Below are 16,890 nucleotides of genomic sequence, written 5' to 3'. Positions count from 1 at the left end.
TCGCTCAGTCTGCAGCCGCGAGGTCCCGCTGCGCCTGGCCAAACAGCTTCAGGGAATGCAGCCGCGCCTCCATGTCGAAGATCGGCATGGAAATGATCAGCTCGTCGGCCCTGGTCTGCTCAAGGAAGGTTTGAATTTTGCTGCGGATCGTCTCGGGACTACCGACGACCGCATAAGACATGGCGTGATCGACGAAGATCTTTTCGTCGCCGCTCCACAATCCTTCCATGGATTTGACCGGCGGCGGGAAGCGGCCGCGGGCGTTGCGGCGAAGTGCCACGAAGGACTGCTGCATGGAGGTGAAAAGATAATTCGCCTCCTCGTCGGTATCGGCGGCAACCCCCATGATGCCGACCATCACATGCGGCTTGTCGAGCTGCGACGACGGCGTGAAGCGTTCGCGGTAGATTTCGAGCGCGGTGAGCAGCATGTCGGGGGCGAAATGTGAGGCGAAAGCGAAGGGGAGACCGAGCATGCCGGCGAGGTGAGCACTGAAGTGGCTTGAACCGAGCAGCCAGATCGGCACATTGGAATCGGCGCCGGGCACGGCGATGATCTTCTGGTCGTCGGTGACGGGACCGAGCAGCGCCTGGAGTTCCACGACATCATTCGGAAAATTGTTGGCGCTGGCCTCCATGTTGCGTCGGAGCGCTTGGGCCGTCCTCATGTCGGTGCCGGGCGCACGACCGAGGCCGAGATCGATGCGGCCCGGATAGAGTGCGGCGAGCGTGCCGAATTGCTCGGCGATGACGAGAGGCGAATGATTGGGGAGCATGATGCCGCCCGAGCCGACGCGGATCGATCGCGTCGCAGATGCCACATGGGAAATGACCAGAGATGTCGCGGCGCTGGCGATGCCTTTCATTCCGTGATGCTCGGCCAGCCAGAAGCGCTTGTAGCCGTTCTCCTCCGCTGAGATCGCCAGCCGGCGCGAGTTTTCGAGCGACTGGGCGACGCTGCCGCCCTCGGTAATCGGCGACAGGTCGAGAACGGAGAAAGAGATCATGGCAAGACCTTCAATTAAAAGAAATTGATCGATCGCAATGTAGGTTCAAGTTTCTTAAAGCCAAGAGCGGTACTGCATGTTTCCTTAAAACCTATCCGTTTTAAGGATAAAAACATGCAGAAGTTCAAAGTGCTGCAGCGACCTTTGTGTGTCTGAAAAGACGCACGTCGCTGTAGGCCGTCTTCGCGACCGCGCCTGCCATTCCTGTGCAATGTTTTTGTTTTGTTCACTTTTTTCTGGCAGCGTCCGGCTGACCGACATAGGGTGAGGCATGCAGAACACGATTCGCATCATCGGCATCGACCCGGGCCTTAGACGCACGGGCTGGGGCATCATCGAAACCTTGGGCAATTCGCTGCGTTTCGTGGCCTCTGGCACCGTGACCTCCGACGGCGAGATGGATCTTGCATCGCGTCTCTGTCAATTGCATGACGGGCTTGCGGATGTCGTGCACAGCTACCAGCCGCACGAAGCGGCCGTCGAGCAGACTTTCGTCAACAAGGATGCGACCGCGACGCTGAAGCTTGGCCAAGCGCGCGGTATCGCCATGCTTGTCCCAGCTCGTGCCGGCCTCAGAGTGGCTGAATATGCGCCAAACGCGGTGAAGAAGGCGGTGATCGGCGTCGGCCACGGCGAGAAGCAGCAGATCCACATGATGCTGAAGGTGCTGATGCCGAAGGCTGAGTTCAAGGGCAATGACGCCGCCGACGCGCTCGCCATCGCCATTTGCCACGCGCACAACCGGCAGGCGATCACCAGCCGCCTCGCGGCTCTTGCCGGCTAGGTGGCCCATCTGCTTAAACGGTTGCGCTCCAAACCACCCAGAAAGACAAGATCAGATGATCGGCAAACTCAAGGGCACCATTGACGAGATCGGCGAGGATCACGTCGTTCTCGACGTGCATGGCGTCGGATATGTCGCCCATTGTTCGGCACGCACGCTCGGCAAACTCGGATCGGCGGGCGAGGCGGCGGTGCTCTTCATCGAGACCTATGTGCGTGAGGATCAACTGAAGCTCTTCGGTTTCCTGACCGCGCTCGAGCGTGAATGGTTCCGCCTCCTCCAGAGCGTTCAGGGCGTGGGGTCAAAAGTGGCACTGGCAGTGCTCTCGACGCTGACCCCCAGCGAACTCGCAAGCGCGATCGCGCTGCAGGACAAGGCATCGGTCTCCCGGGCCCCGGGCGTTGGTCCTAAGGTGGCCGTACGTATCGTCACTGAGCTCAAGAACAAGGCGCCCGCCTTTGCAGGAGAGCCATCTGCCGCGATCAACCTCAAGCAGGAACTGGGCGAGGGGGTTGCCTCGGCACCTGTCGCGGACGCGGTTTCCGCACTGACCAACCTCGGCTATTCGCGCGACCAGGCGGCAAACGCCGTCGCCGCGGCCTTGAAGAACGGCGGCGAGGGCGGTGACAGTGCCAGACTTATTCGTCTCGGGCTCAAGGAACTGGCGCGGTGAGGTCGGAAGGCCAAGCCTTTCTCCGGCCACAAAAGCATTGGAATGAGGTAATCGCGTGCCGACCGCGCTGGATTGCCCGTTGCGTTCCCAATATGGTCGAACGCGCTGGAACCACCGTGGCAAGGGGCTTAGACCCGGACGCCATGCTGCCGTGCCGTCCATCCCGAAATGGAAGTTTGACATGAGTGAAGCCGCACGCCTGATTGCGCCGGAGAAGCGAGGCGAGGATCTCGATGCGACGATGCGTCCGCAGTCGCTGGACGAGTTCACGGGCCAGGCGGAAGCGCGTGCCAATCTCAAGATCTTCATCGAGGCGGCCCGCAATCGCGGCGAGGCGCTCGACCACGTGCTCTTTGTCGGCCCGCCCGGTCTCGGCAAGACGACGCTCGCGCAGATCATGGCGAAGGAACTCGGCGTCAATTTTCGCTCGACCTCCGGACCGGTCATTGCAAAGGCCGGCGATCTCGCGGCGCTGCTCACCAATCTCGAAGAGCGCGACGTGTTGTTCATCGACGAAATCCATCGCCTGAACCCGGCGGTCGAGGAAATCCTCTATCCGGCCATGGAGGATTTCCAGCTCGATCTCATCATCGGTGAGGGACCGGCGGCGCGCTCGGTGAAGATCGACCTTTCCAAGTTCACGCTGGTGGCGGCGACCACCCGCCTCGGCCTGCTGACGACGCCGCTGCGCGACCGCTTCGGCATTCCGGTGCGGCTCAATTTCTATACGGTCGAGGAATTGGAGCTGATCGTCCGCCGCGGGGCGCGGCTGATGGGCCTCGGCATGACCGACGAGGGTGCACGCGAAATCGCCCGACGGGCGCGCGGGACGCCGCGTATTGCCGGCCGTCTTTTGCGCCGGGTGCGCGATTTCGCCGAGGTGGCACGGGCGGAGGCCGTAACCAGGGAGATCGCCGACGAGGCGCTGACCCGCCTCCTCGTCGACAGCATGGGGCTAGACCAGCTGGACCGCCGCTATCTGACGATGATCGCGCACAATTTCGGCGGCGGGCCGGTCGGCATCGAGACGATTGCGGCGGGGCTTTCCGAGCCGCGCGACGCGATCGAGGACATCATCGAACCCTATCTGATCCAGCAGGGCTTCATCCAGCGCACGCCGCGCGGCCGCGTGTTGACGGCGAACGCCTGGAAGCATCTCGGCCTCAATCCGCCGAAGGACCTGGAAACAACCCAGTTCCGCCTGACGCTGGAGAACGACTGAATGATCACGCGCCGGGGATTCCTGCAGACACTCGGCAGCGGCTTCGCGAGTTTCGCGGCGCTCGGCAGCTATGCCTTTGCAATCGAGCCGCTCGCGCGGCTGAATATCGCGCGCTACAGACTGACACCGCCCGGCTGGACCCCCGGCCTGAAGCTTCGCGTGGTAGCACTCGCCGATCTTCATGCCTGCGAACCGTGGATGTCCACCAAGCGCATCGCCTCCATATGCGCGCAGGCCAACGATCTCGGCGGCGATGTCACGGTTCTGCTTGGCGATTACGCCTCGGGCATGAACCTCGTCACGCGCTATGTCCACTCCAGCGAATGGTCGAAGGCGCTCGCCACGCTCAAGGCTCCGCTTGGCGTCCATGCGATCATGGGTAATCACGATTGGTGGGAGGACAGGACCGCGCAGAAGAACGGCGGCGGCGAGACCTTCGGGCATCGGGCACTGGCGAATGTCGGCATTGCGGTCCACAGCAACGGCGCCATCCGCCTGAAGAAGGACGGATTGGGATTCTGGCTTGCCGGGCTCGAGGACCAACTAGCCCTTCTGCCCGGCAAGAAATGGGGCCGGCGCTCCATGACCGGCCTCGATGATCTCGACGGAACGCTGGCGCAGGTGAGCGACACGGCGCCCGTCATCCTGCTTGCTCATGAACCCGATATCTTTCCGGAGGTGCCGGCGCGCGTTTCCCTGACACTGTCCGGCCATACTCATGGCGGCCAGGTGCGGTTTGCGGGTCTTGCACCAGCCGTACCTTCCCGCTTTGGCGACCGGTATGCTTATGGTCATATCGTCGAAGGGGATCGCAATCTGATCGTCTCGGGCGGTCTCGGGTGCTCGATCGCGCCGATCCGTTTCGGCGTCCCGCCGGAAATCGTCGTGGTCGATCTTGGATAGGTTGCCGTAACCGGTTTGCCGATATTGCCGCCGCCATCCGGCCACCTTCTCCCGCTCAGGAGAAGGTTAGGGGCAATCGCTCCTATCCCAGGCCAGTTTGCGGATCGTTGCCGCCAAAAGATCCCGTCCTCCGGGCGACCAGCCGAGCGCTCGCAGCTTGTCCGTCGACATGACCTTGAATTCATCCATAACCGCCTCCGGCGGCAACGGAAGGGGACATCCGGTTGCCGCCTGAAGAAGCGAGAGGATTTCGCGGTTGTCCGTCAGCACGTCTGAGACGTTGAAGACCTCGCCTGCGACTTTTGCGGGGTCGGCTTCCAGCATCAAGCGTACTGCCTCGGCGACATCGTCGCCATGGACCTCGGTGCCGGCGCGCGGCGGAACGGCCTTGCCTGCGAGATAGTCGGCAAAGAGGCGGCTCCATTTGTGGTTCCGGCCGGGACCCGCTGGCCCGTAGACCCCGGTCGCGCGCAGGCTGACGGTGACGAAGCCGTGGCCGGTCATCGATTTCAAGGCATCTTCGCCGGCAAGCTTCAACGCGCCGTAGAGCGTGTCGGGCATGGCGGGCGATGTCTCGTCGACGAAAGGAACCGGCGTTTCGCCGTAGACGGCGCGGCTCGACAGAAAGACGCAGCGGCGAACCCCGGCAGCGCGGGCTTCTTCGAAGAGACGGACGGAGCCGTCGAGATTGGCGCGGCGGAAGCCGTGCGGGTCACTGCCTTCGCCGCCCCGATACTTTCCCTCGACATGCTGGAAGGCGGCGTGGACGAAATAATAGATATCGTCGAAGGCGGCGATCTGGTCCGCATCCGGATCGAGATGAAGCGAAACGTGGGACACCGGCTGCGAGAAGAACCCCGCGGGCGGTGGCATGCGGCCGCCGACCGTAACCTTGTAGCCGTGGGCGATGAGGTGCTCGACGATGAAGCGGCCGACGAAGCCGGTGCCGCCGGAAACAAGAACGCGGGTCATGAGGGTACGGTGCCGGCTTGTGCCGGATTCTCGAGCGTGGCGAGGTCCGGAATATTCTCGCCAGTGAGGTAGGCGCGCCACAGCTCTATGAGCGGGCGAAGAGCCTCGGCGCGCGGGTGATCCGCCTCCCATGGCTTCTCGTACTGGTAATGTAGGATGCAGATCGAGCGCCAGTCCCAGAGCGCCGGCAGATTGAACCAGACATATTGCAGCATGTTCATCGTTACGGGCAGGCCATGCCAGTCGGGAAAGTAGCTCTGCAGGAATGTCTGGTCGGTGCGCGGCCAGAAGGCGTCCGGCGCATCGAGCACTGCAACCATCTTCTCGAACGTATCGAGCGACGGTTCCGCGACGAACACGCCGGAATTCAGCCGGTGAAAGTCGGCAAGGCTCTCATAGACGTTCGGAGCGGCGGAAAATTCCGGGTAACGGAAGAGTTTGTCGATGTTGCGGAGCACGATCGCATCGGCATCGATGAAGACGCAGCGCTCGTATTCGACAAGTTGCCAGAGCCTGAGCTTGCAGAAATTGTCGAGCGGCGAGTGGAAATCGGGTTTGCGGCCCTTGGTGAAGGGCGCTTTCTCATGGACATTGCGCCGCGCGTGCCTGGTGTTGAATTCGTCCGATAGCGGCAGCAAATCCGTTTCGACAAGGCGGCAGCCGAAGTCGCCGAGCGGCTCAAGTGTCGAGGGAGCAACGCCGCCGGTATGCAGGACGACGATATCGGCTCTCGTTCCCGTCAGGCGAATGGAGCGGGCGAGTGCCCGCGCTCCGAGGGCGTAATCGGCATTGGTGACCAGCGTCACAAAGGCATGGCGGGCGCGGGCGGGCGAGGAGGGGCGGAGCCCCTCCGGATCGGTGGTCGAGAGGCTCATGAAACGGATTTCAGACGCTTGCCTTCCGGATCGTGGTTGATCAGCGGCGCGATTTCCTTCGTCCAGGCCGAGACGGCCGGTACCCGCGAGCGGTCTACGCGATAGGCGAACTTCTTCGCCACATCGACGATTTCCGAGAGCAATCCATCCTGAAGCCGGATCGGGTCGAGACCCAGCTCCAAGAACTTCTCGTTGTGCACCACCAGATCGTTTTCGGCCGCTTCCTTGCGCGGATTGGGCAGCCAAGCGATCTTGGATCCGGTCATGCCGGCGATCATCTCTGCGAGGTCGCGGACGCGATGCGTCTCGGTCATCTGGTTGAAAATCTCGACGCGGCTGCCACGCGCAGGCGGATTGTTGAGCGCGAGTTCGATGCAGCGGACAGAGTCCTGGATGTGAATGAAGGCGCGGGTCTGGCCGCCGGTGCCATGAACCGTCAGCGGATAGTCGATCGCCGCCTGGATCAGGAAGCGGTTCAGCACCGTGCCGTAATCGCCGTCATAGTCGAAGCGGTTGATGAGCTGCTGGTGCCGACGCGTCTGCTCGGTGTGCGTGCCCCAGACGATGCCTTGGTGAAGGTCGGTGATTCTGAGACCGTCATTCTTGGCATAGAACTGGAACAGAAGCTGATCGAGGCACTTGGTCATGTGATAGATCGAGCCGGGATTGGACGGATAAAGAATCTCCTGGCTCACCGTCTCGCCGTTCATCGTCTCGATCCCGACCGGCAGATAGCCCTCGGGGATCGCCGCGCCGACGGTCGAATAGCCGTAGACGCCCATTGTCCCGAGGTGCACGAGATGGGCGTCGAGGCTGAGTTCCACCAGCGCGTTGAGGAGGTTGTGCGTGGCGTTGACGTTGTTGTTGACCGTGTAGTTCTTGTGCCGGTCGGTCTTCATCGAATAGGGCGCGGCGCGCTGTTCGGCGAAATGGATGACCGCATCCGGCCGGTGCTCGGCGAGCCAGTTCTTGAGGAGTTCGTAGTCCCGAGCGAGATCGATCAGGTTGAAGTGAATGCGCCTCCCCGTCTCCGCGTGCCAGATGCGGGTGCGCTCCTGAATCGAGTCCATCGGGGTCAGCGATTGCACGCCGAGCTCCGTATCGATCCAGCGGCGGGAGAGGTTGTCGAGAATGTGGATGTCGTGGCCCGCATCGGACAAATGCAGCGCGGTGGGCCAGCCGACGAAACCATCACCGCCGAGGATTGCAATCTTCATGTACGGTTCTCCTGATCGCGAAGAAGGACATGGTGAGGTGATAGGATAGGATTGTGACAAAGCTGCAATGCTTGCAAATGGCTTTTTGTTCCTGCACAGAAAAAGACAAATCCTCCCGGAGAATGAGACGATGTCATTAATTTCGCTCGCGGGCGAGCTGACCGAAAATGGCCATCGGCTGGTGCAGCGAGTCTATTACGAGGACACCGATTTTTCGGGCGTTGTCTATCATGCACGCTACCTGCATTTCATGGAGCGGGCCAGAACGGACTACCTGCGATTGCTCGGCGTCGAACAGGCATCGCTCGCAATCGAGGGGGATACGGAAGGCCTCGTCTTCGTCGTCCACCGCATGGAGATCGACTTCAAATTGCCGGCGCGCATGGATGATATCCTGACGATCGAGACGGCGACCGAGCGGGCCGGTGGCGCCAAGATGGTACTGCAGCAGGAGATCCGCCGCGACGGCACGCTGCTGATCGCCGCCAAAGTCATCATCGCCGTCATCAACGGGCAGGGGCGACCACGACGGTTGCCGGAAGCGCTGGCAGTAAAGTTCCTGGCGGCGGGCCATAGGATTCCGACCCGGGTCGAATAGCCCCACAGCGCCGCGCGTTTTTTCAGGCGCACAAAGGTCGCTATAGCACTTTGAATTGTTGCATGTTTTTGTCCTTAAATCGGTTCCGATTTAAGGACACATGCAACAGACACGGTGCGGTCGGGGAAGCCGCATAAACTTGCCCGTCGCGATCAGCCGGCGACCGAACTCAACATCTTCTTCGTCAGCGATTGCCTGATCTCGTCGATATCCGCCCACGGATCGGTTCCGACTTCGATGCGTTCAAGAATATCGGAAATATGGAACGTGTTGGCGGCTGCAAGGCTTTCGAGTTCGTCCCAGCTGACCGGAGTGGCGACGGGGCCGCCTGCGCGCGCGCGGGTGGAGTAGGGGGCGATCGCCGTGGCGCCGCGGTCGTTCCGGAGCCAGTCGATGAAGATCCGCCCCTTGCGCTTCGCCTTCGACATGGTGGCGACGAAATGCTCCGGATCGCGCTCGGCAAAGGATTGCGCGATCGCTTTGGCGAAGCCTTTTGCCTCGTCCCACCCGGCATGCGGGCGAAGCGGCACAATTACGTGGACGCCCTTGCCGCCGGTCACCATGGCAACCGTTCTGAGGCCGATGTGGGTCAGTTCGTCGCGCAGGGCGGCGGCCGCCGCCTTCACGGTGGCGAAATCGACGCTCGGATCGGGATCGAGATCGAAGACCAGCCGGTCGGGCTTCTCCAGCCGGTCGATCCTTGCGCCCCAGATGTGGAATTCCAGCGTGCCCATCTGCACCGCTGCGACCAGACCCTTTGCATCGTGCACATACATGTAGTTTTCGGTCTCTCCCGACGCCTCCTCAATCGGCACTTCCCGGATGGCGTCCGGAAAGCCGTCGCTTGCATGTTTCTGGAAGAAGCACTGTCGCTGCCCGCCCTGCGGGCAACGCACCAGCGAGACGGGATGGTCGGCCGCAAAGGGCAGCATCCTGTCCGCAACGACGCCGTAGTAGCGGGCGAGGTCGATCTTGGTGATCCCTTGGCCTTCGAAGAGGACGCGATCCGGATGCGAGATGCGAACGCCAAGGACATCGGCATCGCCCTTAACGGGCGACGCTGTGCGCGTCTTGGCTGACGATTTGCCCCTTCCCGTTTCCGCCTCGGCGGCTGTCGGCTTCGGTGTTTCCAGTTTCACGGCCTTGGCCTCCTTATCCTCGCGCAATCCCTCGAATGAGCCGTGGCGGATATGTCCGTCAGCCGTAAACTCGGTGAAATCCACCTCTGCGACAAGATCGGGCTTCAGCCAGACGGAATTTCGGTTCCTTTCCTTCGGCACGCTGTCGAAGGGCGACGTCTGCCGCCTGCGCTTTGCAAAGACGGCGGCGAGTTCCTCCATCGCCTTTTCACCGAAGCCGGTGCCGACGCCGCCCCGGTAGACCAGCTTATCGCCCTCGAAGGTCCCGAGGAGGATCGAGGCGAAGGCGCGCCCCTTTTTCGACGAGGGGGTGTAGCCGCCAATGACGAATTCCTGGCGTTTCGTACATTTGACCTTCAGCCAACTCCGGGTGCGTCCGCTACGGTAGCGAGCATTCGCTTCCTTGGCGATGATGCCTTCCTGTCCGGCCTTGCATATGGCGGCGAGCACATGCTCCCCGTTGCCTCGAACGTGCTCGCTGTACTGAATGGTCGACGTGGTGCCGAGCGAGCCGAGCAGGGTCTCCAGCCGCTCCTTTCGCTCGGCGAGTGGCTTGCTACTCAGGTCCTTTCCGTCGAGTTCGATGAGATCGAAAGCATAGAGTCGTGTGCTGGCGCCGGTCCTCAGCGCCTTTTGCAGGGCAGAAAAGGTCGAGCCTTCTTCCGAAAGCGCGACCACCTCGCCGTCGATCAGGGCGGACTTGCAATCGAGCTCGGCAAGGGCGGAAGCAATAGCCGGGAACTTCGCGGTCCAGTCGAGACCATTGCGCGTGTAACAGCGGACGGTGCCGCCGCCGATGGCGCACATCAGACGGTAGCCGTCGAACTTGGCTTCGTTCAGCCACGCATCGCTGGCGGGCGCTTTCGTCACCAGCGTCGCAAGTTGCGGGGCCTTGAACGCGGGCAGCTTGCCGGAGGATTTTCGCGTTGGACGCTTGCCTGCATTGTCGTTCTCGGCAATCGCGCCGGCCTTGAGATTGGCCGCCGTGCTCTTGTTCGAGTGCCAGACACGCGCCCGCTTTTCGCCCTTGCCCTCGGCGATCTCCTCCATCCTGCGGCCGGTGACCACGCTGGTGATGTTCTCTTTGATCAGGCTCTCGCCGTCCTCGGACGCCACTTCGTCCGACTCCTTGACGAGCAGCCAGTTTTCGCGCTTCTCGCCGTCGCGCGGCCGCATGCGGACGAGCGCCCAGCCACCCTTCATTCTGCTGCCATGCAGCCGGAACGAGAGTTTGCCCTTCTTCAGGCCTTCGGACGGGTCATCGTCCGGCTCCCACCAGCCGGTGTCCCACAGCATTACCGTGCCGCCGCCATATTCTCCTTCCGGTATCGTGCCTTCGAAGTCGCCATAGGCCAAGGGGTGATCCTCGGTGCGCACGGCCAGCCGCTTGTCTTCCGGATTGAGGCTCGGACCACGCGTCACCGCCCAGCTCTTCAGCACACCTTCCCATTCGAGGCGGAAGTCGTAGTGCAGGCGAGTGGCATCATGCTTCTGGACCAGAAAGCGCTTTTTGCCGGGATGTGCCCGGGTCACCGTGCCCTTTGGCTCGCGCGTTTTCGAGAAGTCGCGGCGTCGGTTGTATTCAGACAGCTGTTCATTGCGAGCGGCCATGGTCATCCTCATGCCGATTTCCGGCGGCCGCCGCGCGCAGACGATTTCGCCTTGGCTTGCGGTTTCTTGCCACCACCGCCTTCCAGGCTCTTCTTCAGGGCCGACATGAGATCCACGACATTGTCGCCTCGCCGTTGCGGCCGTTCGCCTTCCTCGACCTCGACACGCGCTGACTTGCCCTTCATCTTGCGCTTGACCAGCTCCTTCAGCGCCGCAGAATAGTTGTCCTTGAATACTTCGGCGTTGAAAGGGGCGCTCTTCTTCTCTATCAGCGCGGTCGCGACGTCCAGCAGCTCCTTGTCCGCCTTTTTCCCGGAGATCTCGGAGAACATCGGGTCGGCTTTTCGCAAATCGTCGGCATAGCGGAGCGTCTCCAGAAGCAGGCCGTCGCCGCAGGGCTTTACGGCGACGAGATATTCCCGGCCCCTCAGCGTCAATTGCCCAAGCCCGACCTTGTTCGATGTCCTTAGTGCGTCGCGCACGACGCGATAGGCATCCTCCGCCAGTTCGTCGGCGGGCACGAGGTAATACGGCTTGTCGAAATAGAGCGGCGGGATATCGCTGGTCTCGACGAACTGAACCAATTCGAGCGTCTTCTTGGTCTCCAGCTTGATCGCATCGACTTCTTTGGGTTCGAGCAGGACGTACCTGTCGTCCTCGTATTCATATCCCTTGACGATTTCGTCCACATCGATCGGCCCGATGCCTTCGACCACTTTCTGGTAGTGCACGGGTTTGCCCGAGGGTTTGTGAATCTGCCGGAAGGAGATGCTGGCTCCCGAGCGGGTCGCGCTGAAGAGCTCGACGGGTATCGAGACCAGCGAAAGCCGAAGCTGTCCCTTCCACATTGCCCGAGGCGCCATGGCAACACCTTACACGGAGTCCGTTGCAGCGCGGCGAAAGTGCCGCGTCGGTTTTTTCGCTTTCTGTCTCAGGGAAAAGGAACTCATGCGATCGAAACGTGCGACGCGGTGTGAAGTTCCGTGATACTCCAGTCGTCGAAGTGCGATCGCAGTAACACTCCCTTAACCATAATGGTGTCTTAATCCGTGTATTAGGATTTGTGCGGTGCACGTCATCCTTTGACCAAAATTGACGGCAAGAAGGCAACCTGAAGCATTAGATCGCAATGCCGCGATCAGCGGCGATGCCGGGGCATTCTTGCAATAGGACGTTTGGGCGACCCGGTCATGAGCATGAGCCGCTCTTGCCGGGTATTTGGATTCGGGGACTGGAAACGATGGAACAGGTTGGATTGGCCGCGACGAGCGATGTGACCCTCTGGTCGCTGTTCATGGAAGCGGGCTTTGTCGTGAAGCTGGTCATGCTCGGGCTGATCGCAGCCTCGGTCTGGACCTGGGGTATCGTGGTCGACAAGACGCTCAACTTCGGGCGCGTTCGACGCCAGCTCGACAATTTCGAGCAGGTTTTTTGGTCCGGTCAGTCGCTCGAAGAGCTTTATCGCACGCTGTCCGACCGGCAGACGGCCGGCATGGGCGCGATCTTCGTCTCGGCGATGCGCGAGTGGAAGAAGAGCTTCGAACGCGGCGCCCGCTCCCCGATCGGCCTGCAGATGCGTATCGACCGGGCGATGGACGTAACGCTCGCTCGTGAATCCGAGACGCTCGAAGCAAGGCTCGGATCGCTGGCGACCATCGGTTCGGCCGCTCCCTTCATCGGTCTCTTCGGAACGGTCGTGGGCATCATGACCTCGTTTCAGGCAATCGCCGGCTCGAAATCGACCAACCTAGCCGTCGTCGCGCCCGGTATCGCCGAGGCGCTTCTTGCGACCGCAATCGGTCTGCTCGCCGCTATCCCCGCGGTTATCGCCTACAACAAGTTTTCCGCCGACGCCGGCAAGCTGACGGCCCGCATGGAAGCCTTCGCCGACGAGTTCTCCGCCATCCTGTCGCGGCAGATCGACGAGAAGCTGCAGTCCTCGCGCCAAGCCGCGCAATAACGACCCTCGAGCACGGAGACCACGCTGATGGGTATGGCAGTTGGCGGAGCCAAGGGTTCGGGCGGCGGACGTCGTCGGCGCAACGGCAGGAAGGCAATCATGAGCGAAATCAACGTCACGCCCTTCGTGGACGTGATGCTGGTGCTGCTCATCATCTTCATGGTGGCGGCACCGATGATGACAGTCGGCGTGCCGATCGATTTGCCGGAGACGCAGGCCAAGGCGCTCAACTCCGATACCCAGCCGATTACCGTTTCGGTCAATCCGGCCGGGGAAATCTTCCTGCAGGAAACGCCGATCGCCATCGACGAAGTCGTTCCGAAACTCGAGGCAATTGCCACCACCGGCTACAACGAGCGCATCTACGTGCGCGGCGATACCAACGCCGACTACGGCACGGTGATGAAGGTCATGGCGCGGATCTCGGCGGCCGGCTTCAAGAATCTCGGCCTTGTCACGCTTCAAGAACAGGAAAAGTGATACCCGGTCATGAAGGGCAGTCTCGCAACATCTGCTGTCCTCCACGCCCTGGTGCTCACCTGGGCGCTGGTGTCGCTCGGTAGCCCAGCCGATTTCGAGGTCGCGGATGTCGAGGCGCTGCCGGTCGACATCGTGCCGATCGATTCGATCACACAAATACAGCAAGGCGACAAGAAAGCCCCTGCAAAGGAGAAGGCGTCCCCGGTTCCGACCAAGAAGCCGACGCCGGTCGAGAAAGCCGAGAACATCGGCGACAACGACGTGGACCTGAAGACGCCGCCCACGCCCAATACCAAACCGGTCCAGAATGAATCGGCCGCCGCGCCGGAGAAAACCGAGAAGGCGCTGCCGACACCGGATCCGGTCAAGGATGAGATACAGAAGGTCGAGGAGCCCGAGCCGGCGTCCGAGCCCGCGACGGAGGTTGCGGCACTGCCCGAGCCGAAGCAGGAAGTGAAGCCCGAGACCAAACCGAAACCGGCGCCGGCGGAGGAACAGCCGGCCGAGAATCCGGAGGCCGAGGCGCTGCCCGACAAGGTGCCGACGCCGATGGCGAAGCCCAAGGTCGAAAAGCCGGCGCAGACCGCCAAGACGCCGGAGCGCAAGAAGGAAGAGACCAAGAAGGAGCAGAAGAAGGCATCCTCCGCCAAGGAGAGCGACTTCAACGCCGACGAAATCGCGGCGCTGCTCAACAAGCAGGAATCGTCCGGCGGCGGCGCGAAGCGCTCGACCGAAGAAGCAGCGCTCGGCGGCAAGAAGACGACCAGCGGCAACACGCTTTCGCAGAGCGAGATGGATGCGCTTCGCGGCCAGATCCAGAACAATTGGTCGATCATCCCCGGAATGGCCGATGCCACGGACGTCCGCATCAAGGTGACGATGCGGCTCGACCCGAACGGCGAACTGGTCGGGGAACCGGAAGTCGAAGCGACGGGTGGCTCCGATGCCGCGCGGCGGGCGCTCGCCGGTGGAGCGCGACGCGCCATCCTGAAATCCGCGCCCTTCAAGGGATTGCCAGCCGACAAATATGATTCCTGGAGCGAGGTGGTCGTCAACTTCGACCCAAGCTCGATGCTCTAAACGGGTTAGGGCGGATGCGGGCGGAAAACCGCGCGCACTTTCCTCACCGGTACAGAAAAATGAAAGGCTGAAAGGCTTTATGGAAATGCTGAGACGCAATTTTTTCCGCCTTCTGATGGTGATGTTCGCAGGCTGTGGGCTCATTGCTTCGCCAGCAAACGCACTCGTCGAGATCAACATCAACAAGGGCAACGTCGAGCCGCTGCCGATTGCGGTGACCGACTTCCTGCAGGGCGAACTCGGTCAGAAGATCTCCGACGTCGTTGCTGCCGATCTCAAGCGCTCCGGTCTTTTCGCACCGATCAGCAAGGGTGCCTTCATCGAAAAGATTTCCAATCCGGACGCTGCCCCGCGATTTGAGGATTGGAAGGTCATCAATGCCCAGGCGCTCGTCACCGGACGCGTCACCCAGGAAGGCGATGGCCGGCTGAAGGCGGAATTCCGTCTGTGGGATACCTTTGCCGGTCAGCAGATGCTGGGACAGCAATTCTACACCCAGCCGGAAAACTGGCGCCGCGTCGCCCACATCATCGCCGATGCGATCTATGAGAGGATCACCGGCGAAAAGGGCTACTTCGACACACGCATCGTCTATGTCGCCGAAAGCGGCCCGAAGACGGCACGCAAACGCCAGCTCGCGATCATGGATCAGGATGGCGCCAATTCCCGCGCACTCACCAATTCGAACGACATCGTTCTGACGCCGCGTTTCTCGCCGAACCGTCAGGAAATCACCTATATGTCGTTCGAGAACCAGCAGCCGCGCGTCTACCTGCTGCAGCTCGAAACCGGGCAGCGCGAGGTGGTCGGCAACTTCCCCGGCATGACCTTCGCGCCGCGTTTCTCGCCGGACGGCCAGCGCGTGATCATGAGCCTGCAGCAGGAAGGCAACGCGAACATCTACACGATGGACCTGCGTTCACGCACGACGACGCGGCTGACCAACACCGCAGCGATCGACACGTCGCCGTCCTATTCGCCGGACGGCAGCAGGATCGTTTTCGAAAGCGACCGCGGCGGCAAGCAGCAGCTCTATGTCATGGGTGCTGACGGTTCCGGTCAGACGCGCATTTCCTTCGGTGACGGTTCCTATTCCACGCCGGTCTGGTCTCCTCGCGGTGACCTCATCGCCTTCACCAAGCAGTCGGGCGGCAAGTTCTCGATCGGCGTCATGAAGCCGGACGGCTCGGGCGAGCGCATCCTCACGACCGGCTTCCACAACGAAGGCCCGACCTGGGCGCCGAACGGCCGCGTCCTGATGTTCTTCCGCCAGAACGCGGGTGCCGGCGGGCCGCAGCTCTATTCGATCGACCTCACGGGTTACAACGAGCAGCCGGTCCAGACACAAGGCTTCGCATCCGACCCGGCCTGGTCTCCTCTGATGGAATAGAGCCGACGAGGAGAAGTGTAAGCGGCTCTCCGCCCGCATCCCGTGTCTTACTTGCTGAAGCGCGCCGCGATCAGACCGATCCATGCGGCGCGCTTCATGTCTTTACGCGTCTGATAAGACGCGCGGCGCTGTAGGGCCGCTGTGGATCTCCGGGTAGCGTGGACCAAGAAGCGATCACATTTGCGATCGATCCAAGATCATCGTGATCGGGTGTCCACAGAACCGGCAGGAAATGTGGCCGATGTGCCGCTTTCTCGCCGCAAAGTGCTGTTCTAGCAGGCGCCCCACGCAAATTATCGATTTGTTAACCATATCAGTTGAAAAGCAATTAACCGCTTCCGGTTACAGTCTGGCAACCGTGAATCAGACACTTCCAAGGAGACCCGGCCCATGAGCCGAATTGACACCCCGGCCGCGAGCCGCATGCAGTCCATCGCCCGCAATCCGGTCATGATCGCTCTCGTCATGACGCTCGCTCTTGCCGGCTGCGCTTCCAAAAAGAACCTGCCGAATGATGCCGCCGGCCTCGGTCTCGGCGCAGGTGCGGCAACGCCGGGCTCGCAGCAGGACTTCACCGTCAACGTCGGCGACCGCATCTTCTTCGATACGGACTCGAGCTCCATCCGTGCCGACGCCCAGGCGACGCTCGACCGTCAGGCCCAGTGGCTGGCGAAGTACCCGAACTACGCGATCACCGTCGAAGGCCACGCCGACGAGCGCGGCACCCGCGAGTACAACCTGGCGCTCGGCGCCCGCCGTGCCGCTGCCACCCGCGACTATCTCGCCAGCCGCGGCGTTCCCGCGAACCGTATGCGCACGATTTCCTACGGCAAGGAAAAGCCGGTCGCCGTCTGCGACGACATCTCCTGCTGGTCGCAGAACCGCCGCGCCGTAACCGTTCTCGGCGGCGCCGGAATGTGATCGTCCGGTCACTGAACTTGAATTTGAAGGGGCGGCCACGGGCCGCCTTTTCTTTTTTA

The 16,890-nt window shown here is 61.8% G+C and carries 16 protein-coding genes; 10 read left to right on the top strand and 6 right to left on the bottom strand.

The genetic code is table 11. The features are described 5' to 3' along the window. Positions 1-4: 4 nt before the first annotated feature. Positions 5-1,006 carry an LLM class flavin-dependent oxidoreductase gene (locus tag QN219_RS10815; RefSeq protein ID WP_283999656.1) on the bottom strand — a complete coding sequence of 334 codons (1,002 nt, stop codon included), beginning with the start codon at positions 1,004-1,006 and terminating at the stop codon, positions 5-7. A gap of 271 nt (positions 1,007-1,277) precedes the next feature. On the opposite strand from QN219_RS10815, the gene ruvC reads away from it, so the two are divergent. The 4 genes from ruvC to QN219_RS10795 all read left to right on the top strand — a co-directional run bounded on the left by ruvC (position 1,278) and on the right by QN219_RS10795 (position 4,588). After that, positions 1,278-1,790 (top strand): crossover junction endodeoxyribonuclease RuvC, encoded by a 513-nt coding sequence (gene ruvC, locus QN219_RS10810; RefSeq protein WP_283999655.1) that lies wholly within the window; start codon positions 1,278-1,280, stop codon positions 1,788-1,790. Between the two features lie 55 nt (positions 1,791-1,845). Further along, complete coding sequence (ruvA, locus tag QN219_RS10805; RefSeq protein ID WP_283999653.1) at positions 1,846-2,463, top strand: Holliday junction branch migration protein RuvA; 618 nt, start codon at positions 1,846-1,848, stop codon at positions 2,461-2,463. Positions 2,464-2,644: 181 nt separating this feature from the next. Next, positions 2,645-3,685 (top strand): Holliday junction branch migration DNA helicase RuvB, encoded by a 1,041-nt coding sequence (gene ruvB, locus QN219_RS10800; protein ID WP_173509188.1) that lies wholly within the window; start codon positions 2,645-2,647, stop codon positions 3,683-3,685. Further along, on the top strand, positions 3,686-4,588 hold the full coding sequence (locus QN219_RS10795; protein WP_283999651.1) for a metallophosphoesterase: 903 nt from the start codon (positions 3,686-3,688) through the stop codon (positions 4,586-4,588). 66 nt (positions 4,589-4,654) lie between these two features. On the opposite strand, the gene QN219_RS10790 is transcribed toward QN219_RS10795, so the two are convergent. The 3 genes from QN219_RS10790 to QN219_RS10780 are packed head-to-tail and all read right to left on the bottom strand — an operon-like array spanning position 4,655 to position 7,652. After that, positions 4,655-5,560: an NAD(P)-dependent oxidoreductase gene (locus QN219_RS10790; RefSeq protein WP_283999650.1), complete on the bottom strand. Its 906-nt coding sequence runs from the start codon at positions 5,558-5,560 to the stop codon at positions 4,655-4,657. Beyond that, on the bottom strand, positions 5,557-6,435 hold the full coding sequence (locus QN219_RS10785; protein WP_283999649.1) for a glycosyltransferase: 879 nt from the start codon (positions 6,433-6,435) through the stop codon (positions 5,557-5,559). The genes QN219_RS10790 and QN219_RS10785 overlap by 4 nt, the downstream gene beginning before the upstream one ends. After that, the gene (locus tag QN219_RS10780) at positions 6,432-7,652 is read right to left on the bottom strand and encodes an NAD-dependent epimerase/dehydratase family protein (protein ID WP_283999648.1); all 1,221 of its coding nucleotides are present in this window, start codon (positions 7,650-7,652) and stop codon (positions 6,432-6,434) included. The genes QN219_RS10785 and QN219_RS10780 overlap by 4 nt, the downstream gene beginning before the upstream one ends. A gap of 130 nt (positions 7,653-7,782) precedes the next feature. Between QN219_RS10780 and ybgC the strand changes: the two genes are divergently transcribed. After that, positions 7,783-8,250: a tol-pal system-associated acyl-CoA thioesterase gene (gene ybgC, locus QN219_RS10775; protein ID WP_283999647.1), complete on the top strand. Its 468-nt coding sequence runs from the start codon at positions 7,783-7,785 to the stop codon at positions 8,248-8,250. Between the two features lie 152 nt (positions 8,251-8,402). On the opposite strand, the gene ligD is transcribed toward ybgC, so the two are convergent. Together ligD and QN219_RS10765 are read right to left on the bottom strand one after the other, a co-directional pair. Then, on the bottom strand, positions 8,403-11,000 hold the full coding sequence (gene ligD / locus QN219_RS10770) for a DNA ligase D (RefSeq protein ID WP_283999943.1): 2,598 nt from the start codon (positions 10,998-11,000) through the stop codon (positions 8,403-8,405). Positions 11,001-11,008: 8 nt separating this feature from the next. Then, complete coding sequence (locus QN219_RS10765; RefSeq protein ID WP_283999646.1) at positions 11,009-11,863, bottom strand: Ku protein; 855 nt, start codon at positions 11,861-11,863, stop codon at positions 11,009-11,011. A gap of 377 nt (positions 11,864-12,240) precedes the next feature. On the opposite strand from QN219_RS10765, the gene tolQ reads away from it, so the two are divergent. The 5 genes from tolQ (at position 12,241) to pal (ending at position 16,831) form a co-directional block, all read left to right on the top strand. Then, the gene (gene tolQ, locus QN219_RS10760; protein ID WP_269281556.1) at positions 12,241-12,960 is read left to right on the top strand and encodes a protein TolQ; all 720 of its coding nucleotides are present in this window, start codon (positions 12,241-12,243) and stop codon (positions 12,958-12,960) included. Between the two features lie 27 nt (positions 12,961-12,987). Beyond that, complete coding sequence (tolR, locus tag QN219_RS10755) at positions 12,988-13,440, top strand: protein TolR (RefSeq protein WP_283999645.1); 453 nt, start codon at positions 12,988-12,990, stop codon at positions 13,438-13,440. Between the two features lie 9 nt (positions 13,441-13,449). Next, a complete protein-coding gene (locus QN219_RS10750; protein WP_283999644.1) occupies positions 13,450-14,520 on the top strand; it encodes a hypothetical protein in 1,071 nt (356 codons plus the stop codon). A 79-nt stretch (positions 14,521-14,599) separates the two neighbouring features. Beyond that, a complete protein-coding gene (tolB, locus tag QN219_RS10745; protein ID WP_173509199.1) occupies positions 14,600-15,910 on the top strand; it encodes a Tol-Pal system beta propeller repeat protein TolB in 1,311 nt (436 codons plus the stop codon). 390 nt (positions 15,911-16,300) lie between these two features. Next, positions 16,301-16,831: a peptidoglycan-associated lipoprotein Pal gene (gene pal, locus QN219_RS10740; protein WP_173509200.1), complete on the top strand. Its 531-nt coding sequence runs from the start codon at positions 16,301-16,303 to the stop codon at positions 16,829-16,831. Positions 16,832-16,890 lie beyond the last annotated feature (59 nt).

The sequence above is a fragment of the Sinorhizobium sp. 8-89 genome (assembly GCF_030124325.1).
Taxonomy (GTDB): domain Bacteria; phylum Pseudomonadota; class Alphaproteobacteria; order Rhizobiales; family Rhizobiaceae; genus Sinorhizobium.
The sequence above is the reverse complement of the archived record's forward strand: the minus strand, read 5'-3'. Positions and strand labels throughout refer to the sequence as shown.

Bases quoted from the DNA above. Each gene is read 5' to 3' on its own strand.
- ligD (WP_283999943.1), bottom strand. From the start codon at position 11,000: ATGGCCGCTCGCAATGAACAGCTGTCTGAATACAACCGACGCCGCGAC.
- ruvA (WP_283999653.1), top strand. From the start codon at position 1,846: ATGATCGGCAAACTCAAGGGCACCATTGACGAGATCGGCGAGGATCAC.
- ybgC (WP_283999647.1), top strand. From the start codon at position 7,783: ATGTCATTAATTTCGCTCGCGGGCGAGCTGACCGAAAATGGCCATCGG.
- ruvC (WP_283999655.1), top strand. From the start codon at position 1,278: ATGCAGAACACGATTCGCATCATCGGCATCGACCCGGGCCTTAGACGC.
- ruvB (WP_173509188.1), top strand. From the start codon at position 2,645: ATGAGTGAAGCCGCACGCCTGATTGCGCCGGAGAAGCGAGGCGAGGAT.
- QN219_RS10795 (WP_283999651.1), top strand. From the start codon at position 3,686: ATGATCACGCGCCGGGGATTCCTGCAGACACTCGGCAGCGGCTTCGCG.
- tolB (WP_173509199.1), top strand. From the start codon at position 14,600: ATGGAAATGCTGAGACGCAATTTTTTCCGCCTTCTGATGGTGATGTTC.
- QN219_RS10785 (WP_283999649.1), bottom strand. From the start codon at position 6,435: ATGAGCCTCTCGACCACCGATCCGGAGGGGCTCCGCCCCTCCTCGCCC.
- tolQ (WP_269281556.1), top strand. From the start codon at position 12,241: ATGGAACAGGTTGGATTGGCCGCGACGAGCGATGTGACCCTCTGGTCG.
- QN219_RS10815 (WP_283999656.1), bottom strand. From the start codon at position 1,006: ATGATCTCTTTCTCCGTTCTCGACCTGTCGCCGATTACCGAGGGCGGC.
- QN219_RS10780 (WP_283999648.1), bottom strand. From the start codon at position 7,652: ATGAAGATTGCAATCCTCGGCGGTGATGGTTTCGTCGGCTGGCCCACC.
- QN219_RS10750 (WP_283999644.1), top strand. From the start codon at position 13,450: ATGAAGGGCAGTCTCGCAACATCTGCTGTCCTCCACGCCCTGGTGCTC.
- tolR (WP_283999645.1), top strand. From the start codon at position 12,988: ATGGGTATGGCAGTTGGCGGAGCCAAGGGTTCGGGCGGCGGACGTCGT.
- QN219_RS10790 (WP_283999650.1), bottom strand. From the start codon at position 5,560: ATGACCCGCGTTCTTGTTTCCGGCGGCACCGGCTTCGTCGGCCGCTTC.
- pal (WP_173509200.1), top strand. From the start codon at position 16,301: ATGAGCCGAATTGACACCCCGGCCGCGAGCCGCATGCAGTCCATCGCC.
- QN219_RS10765 (WP_283999646.1), bottom strand. From the start codon at position 11,863: ATGGCGCCTCGGGCAATGTGGAAGGGACAGCTTCGGCTTTCGCTGGTC.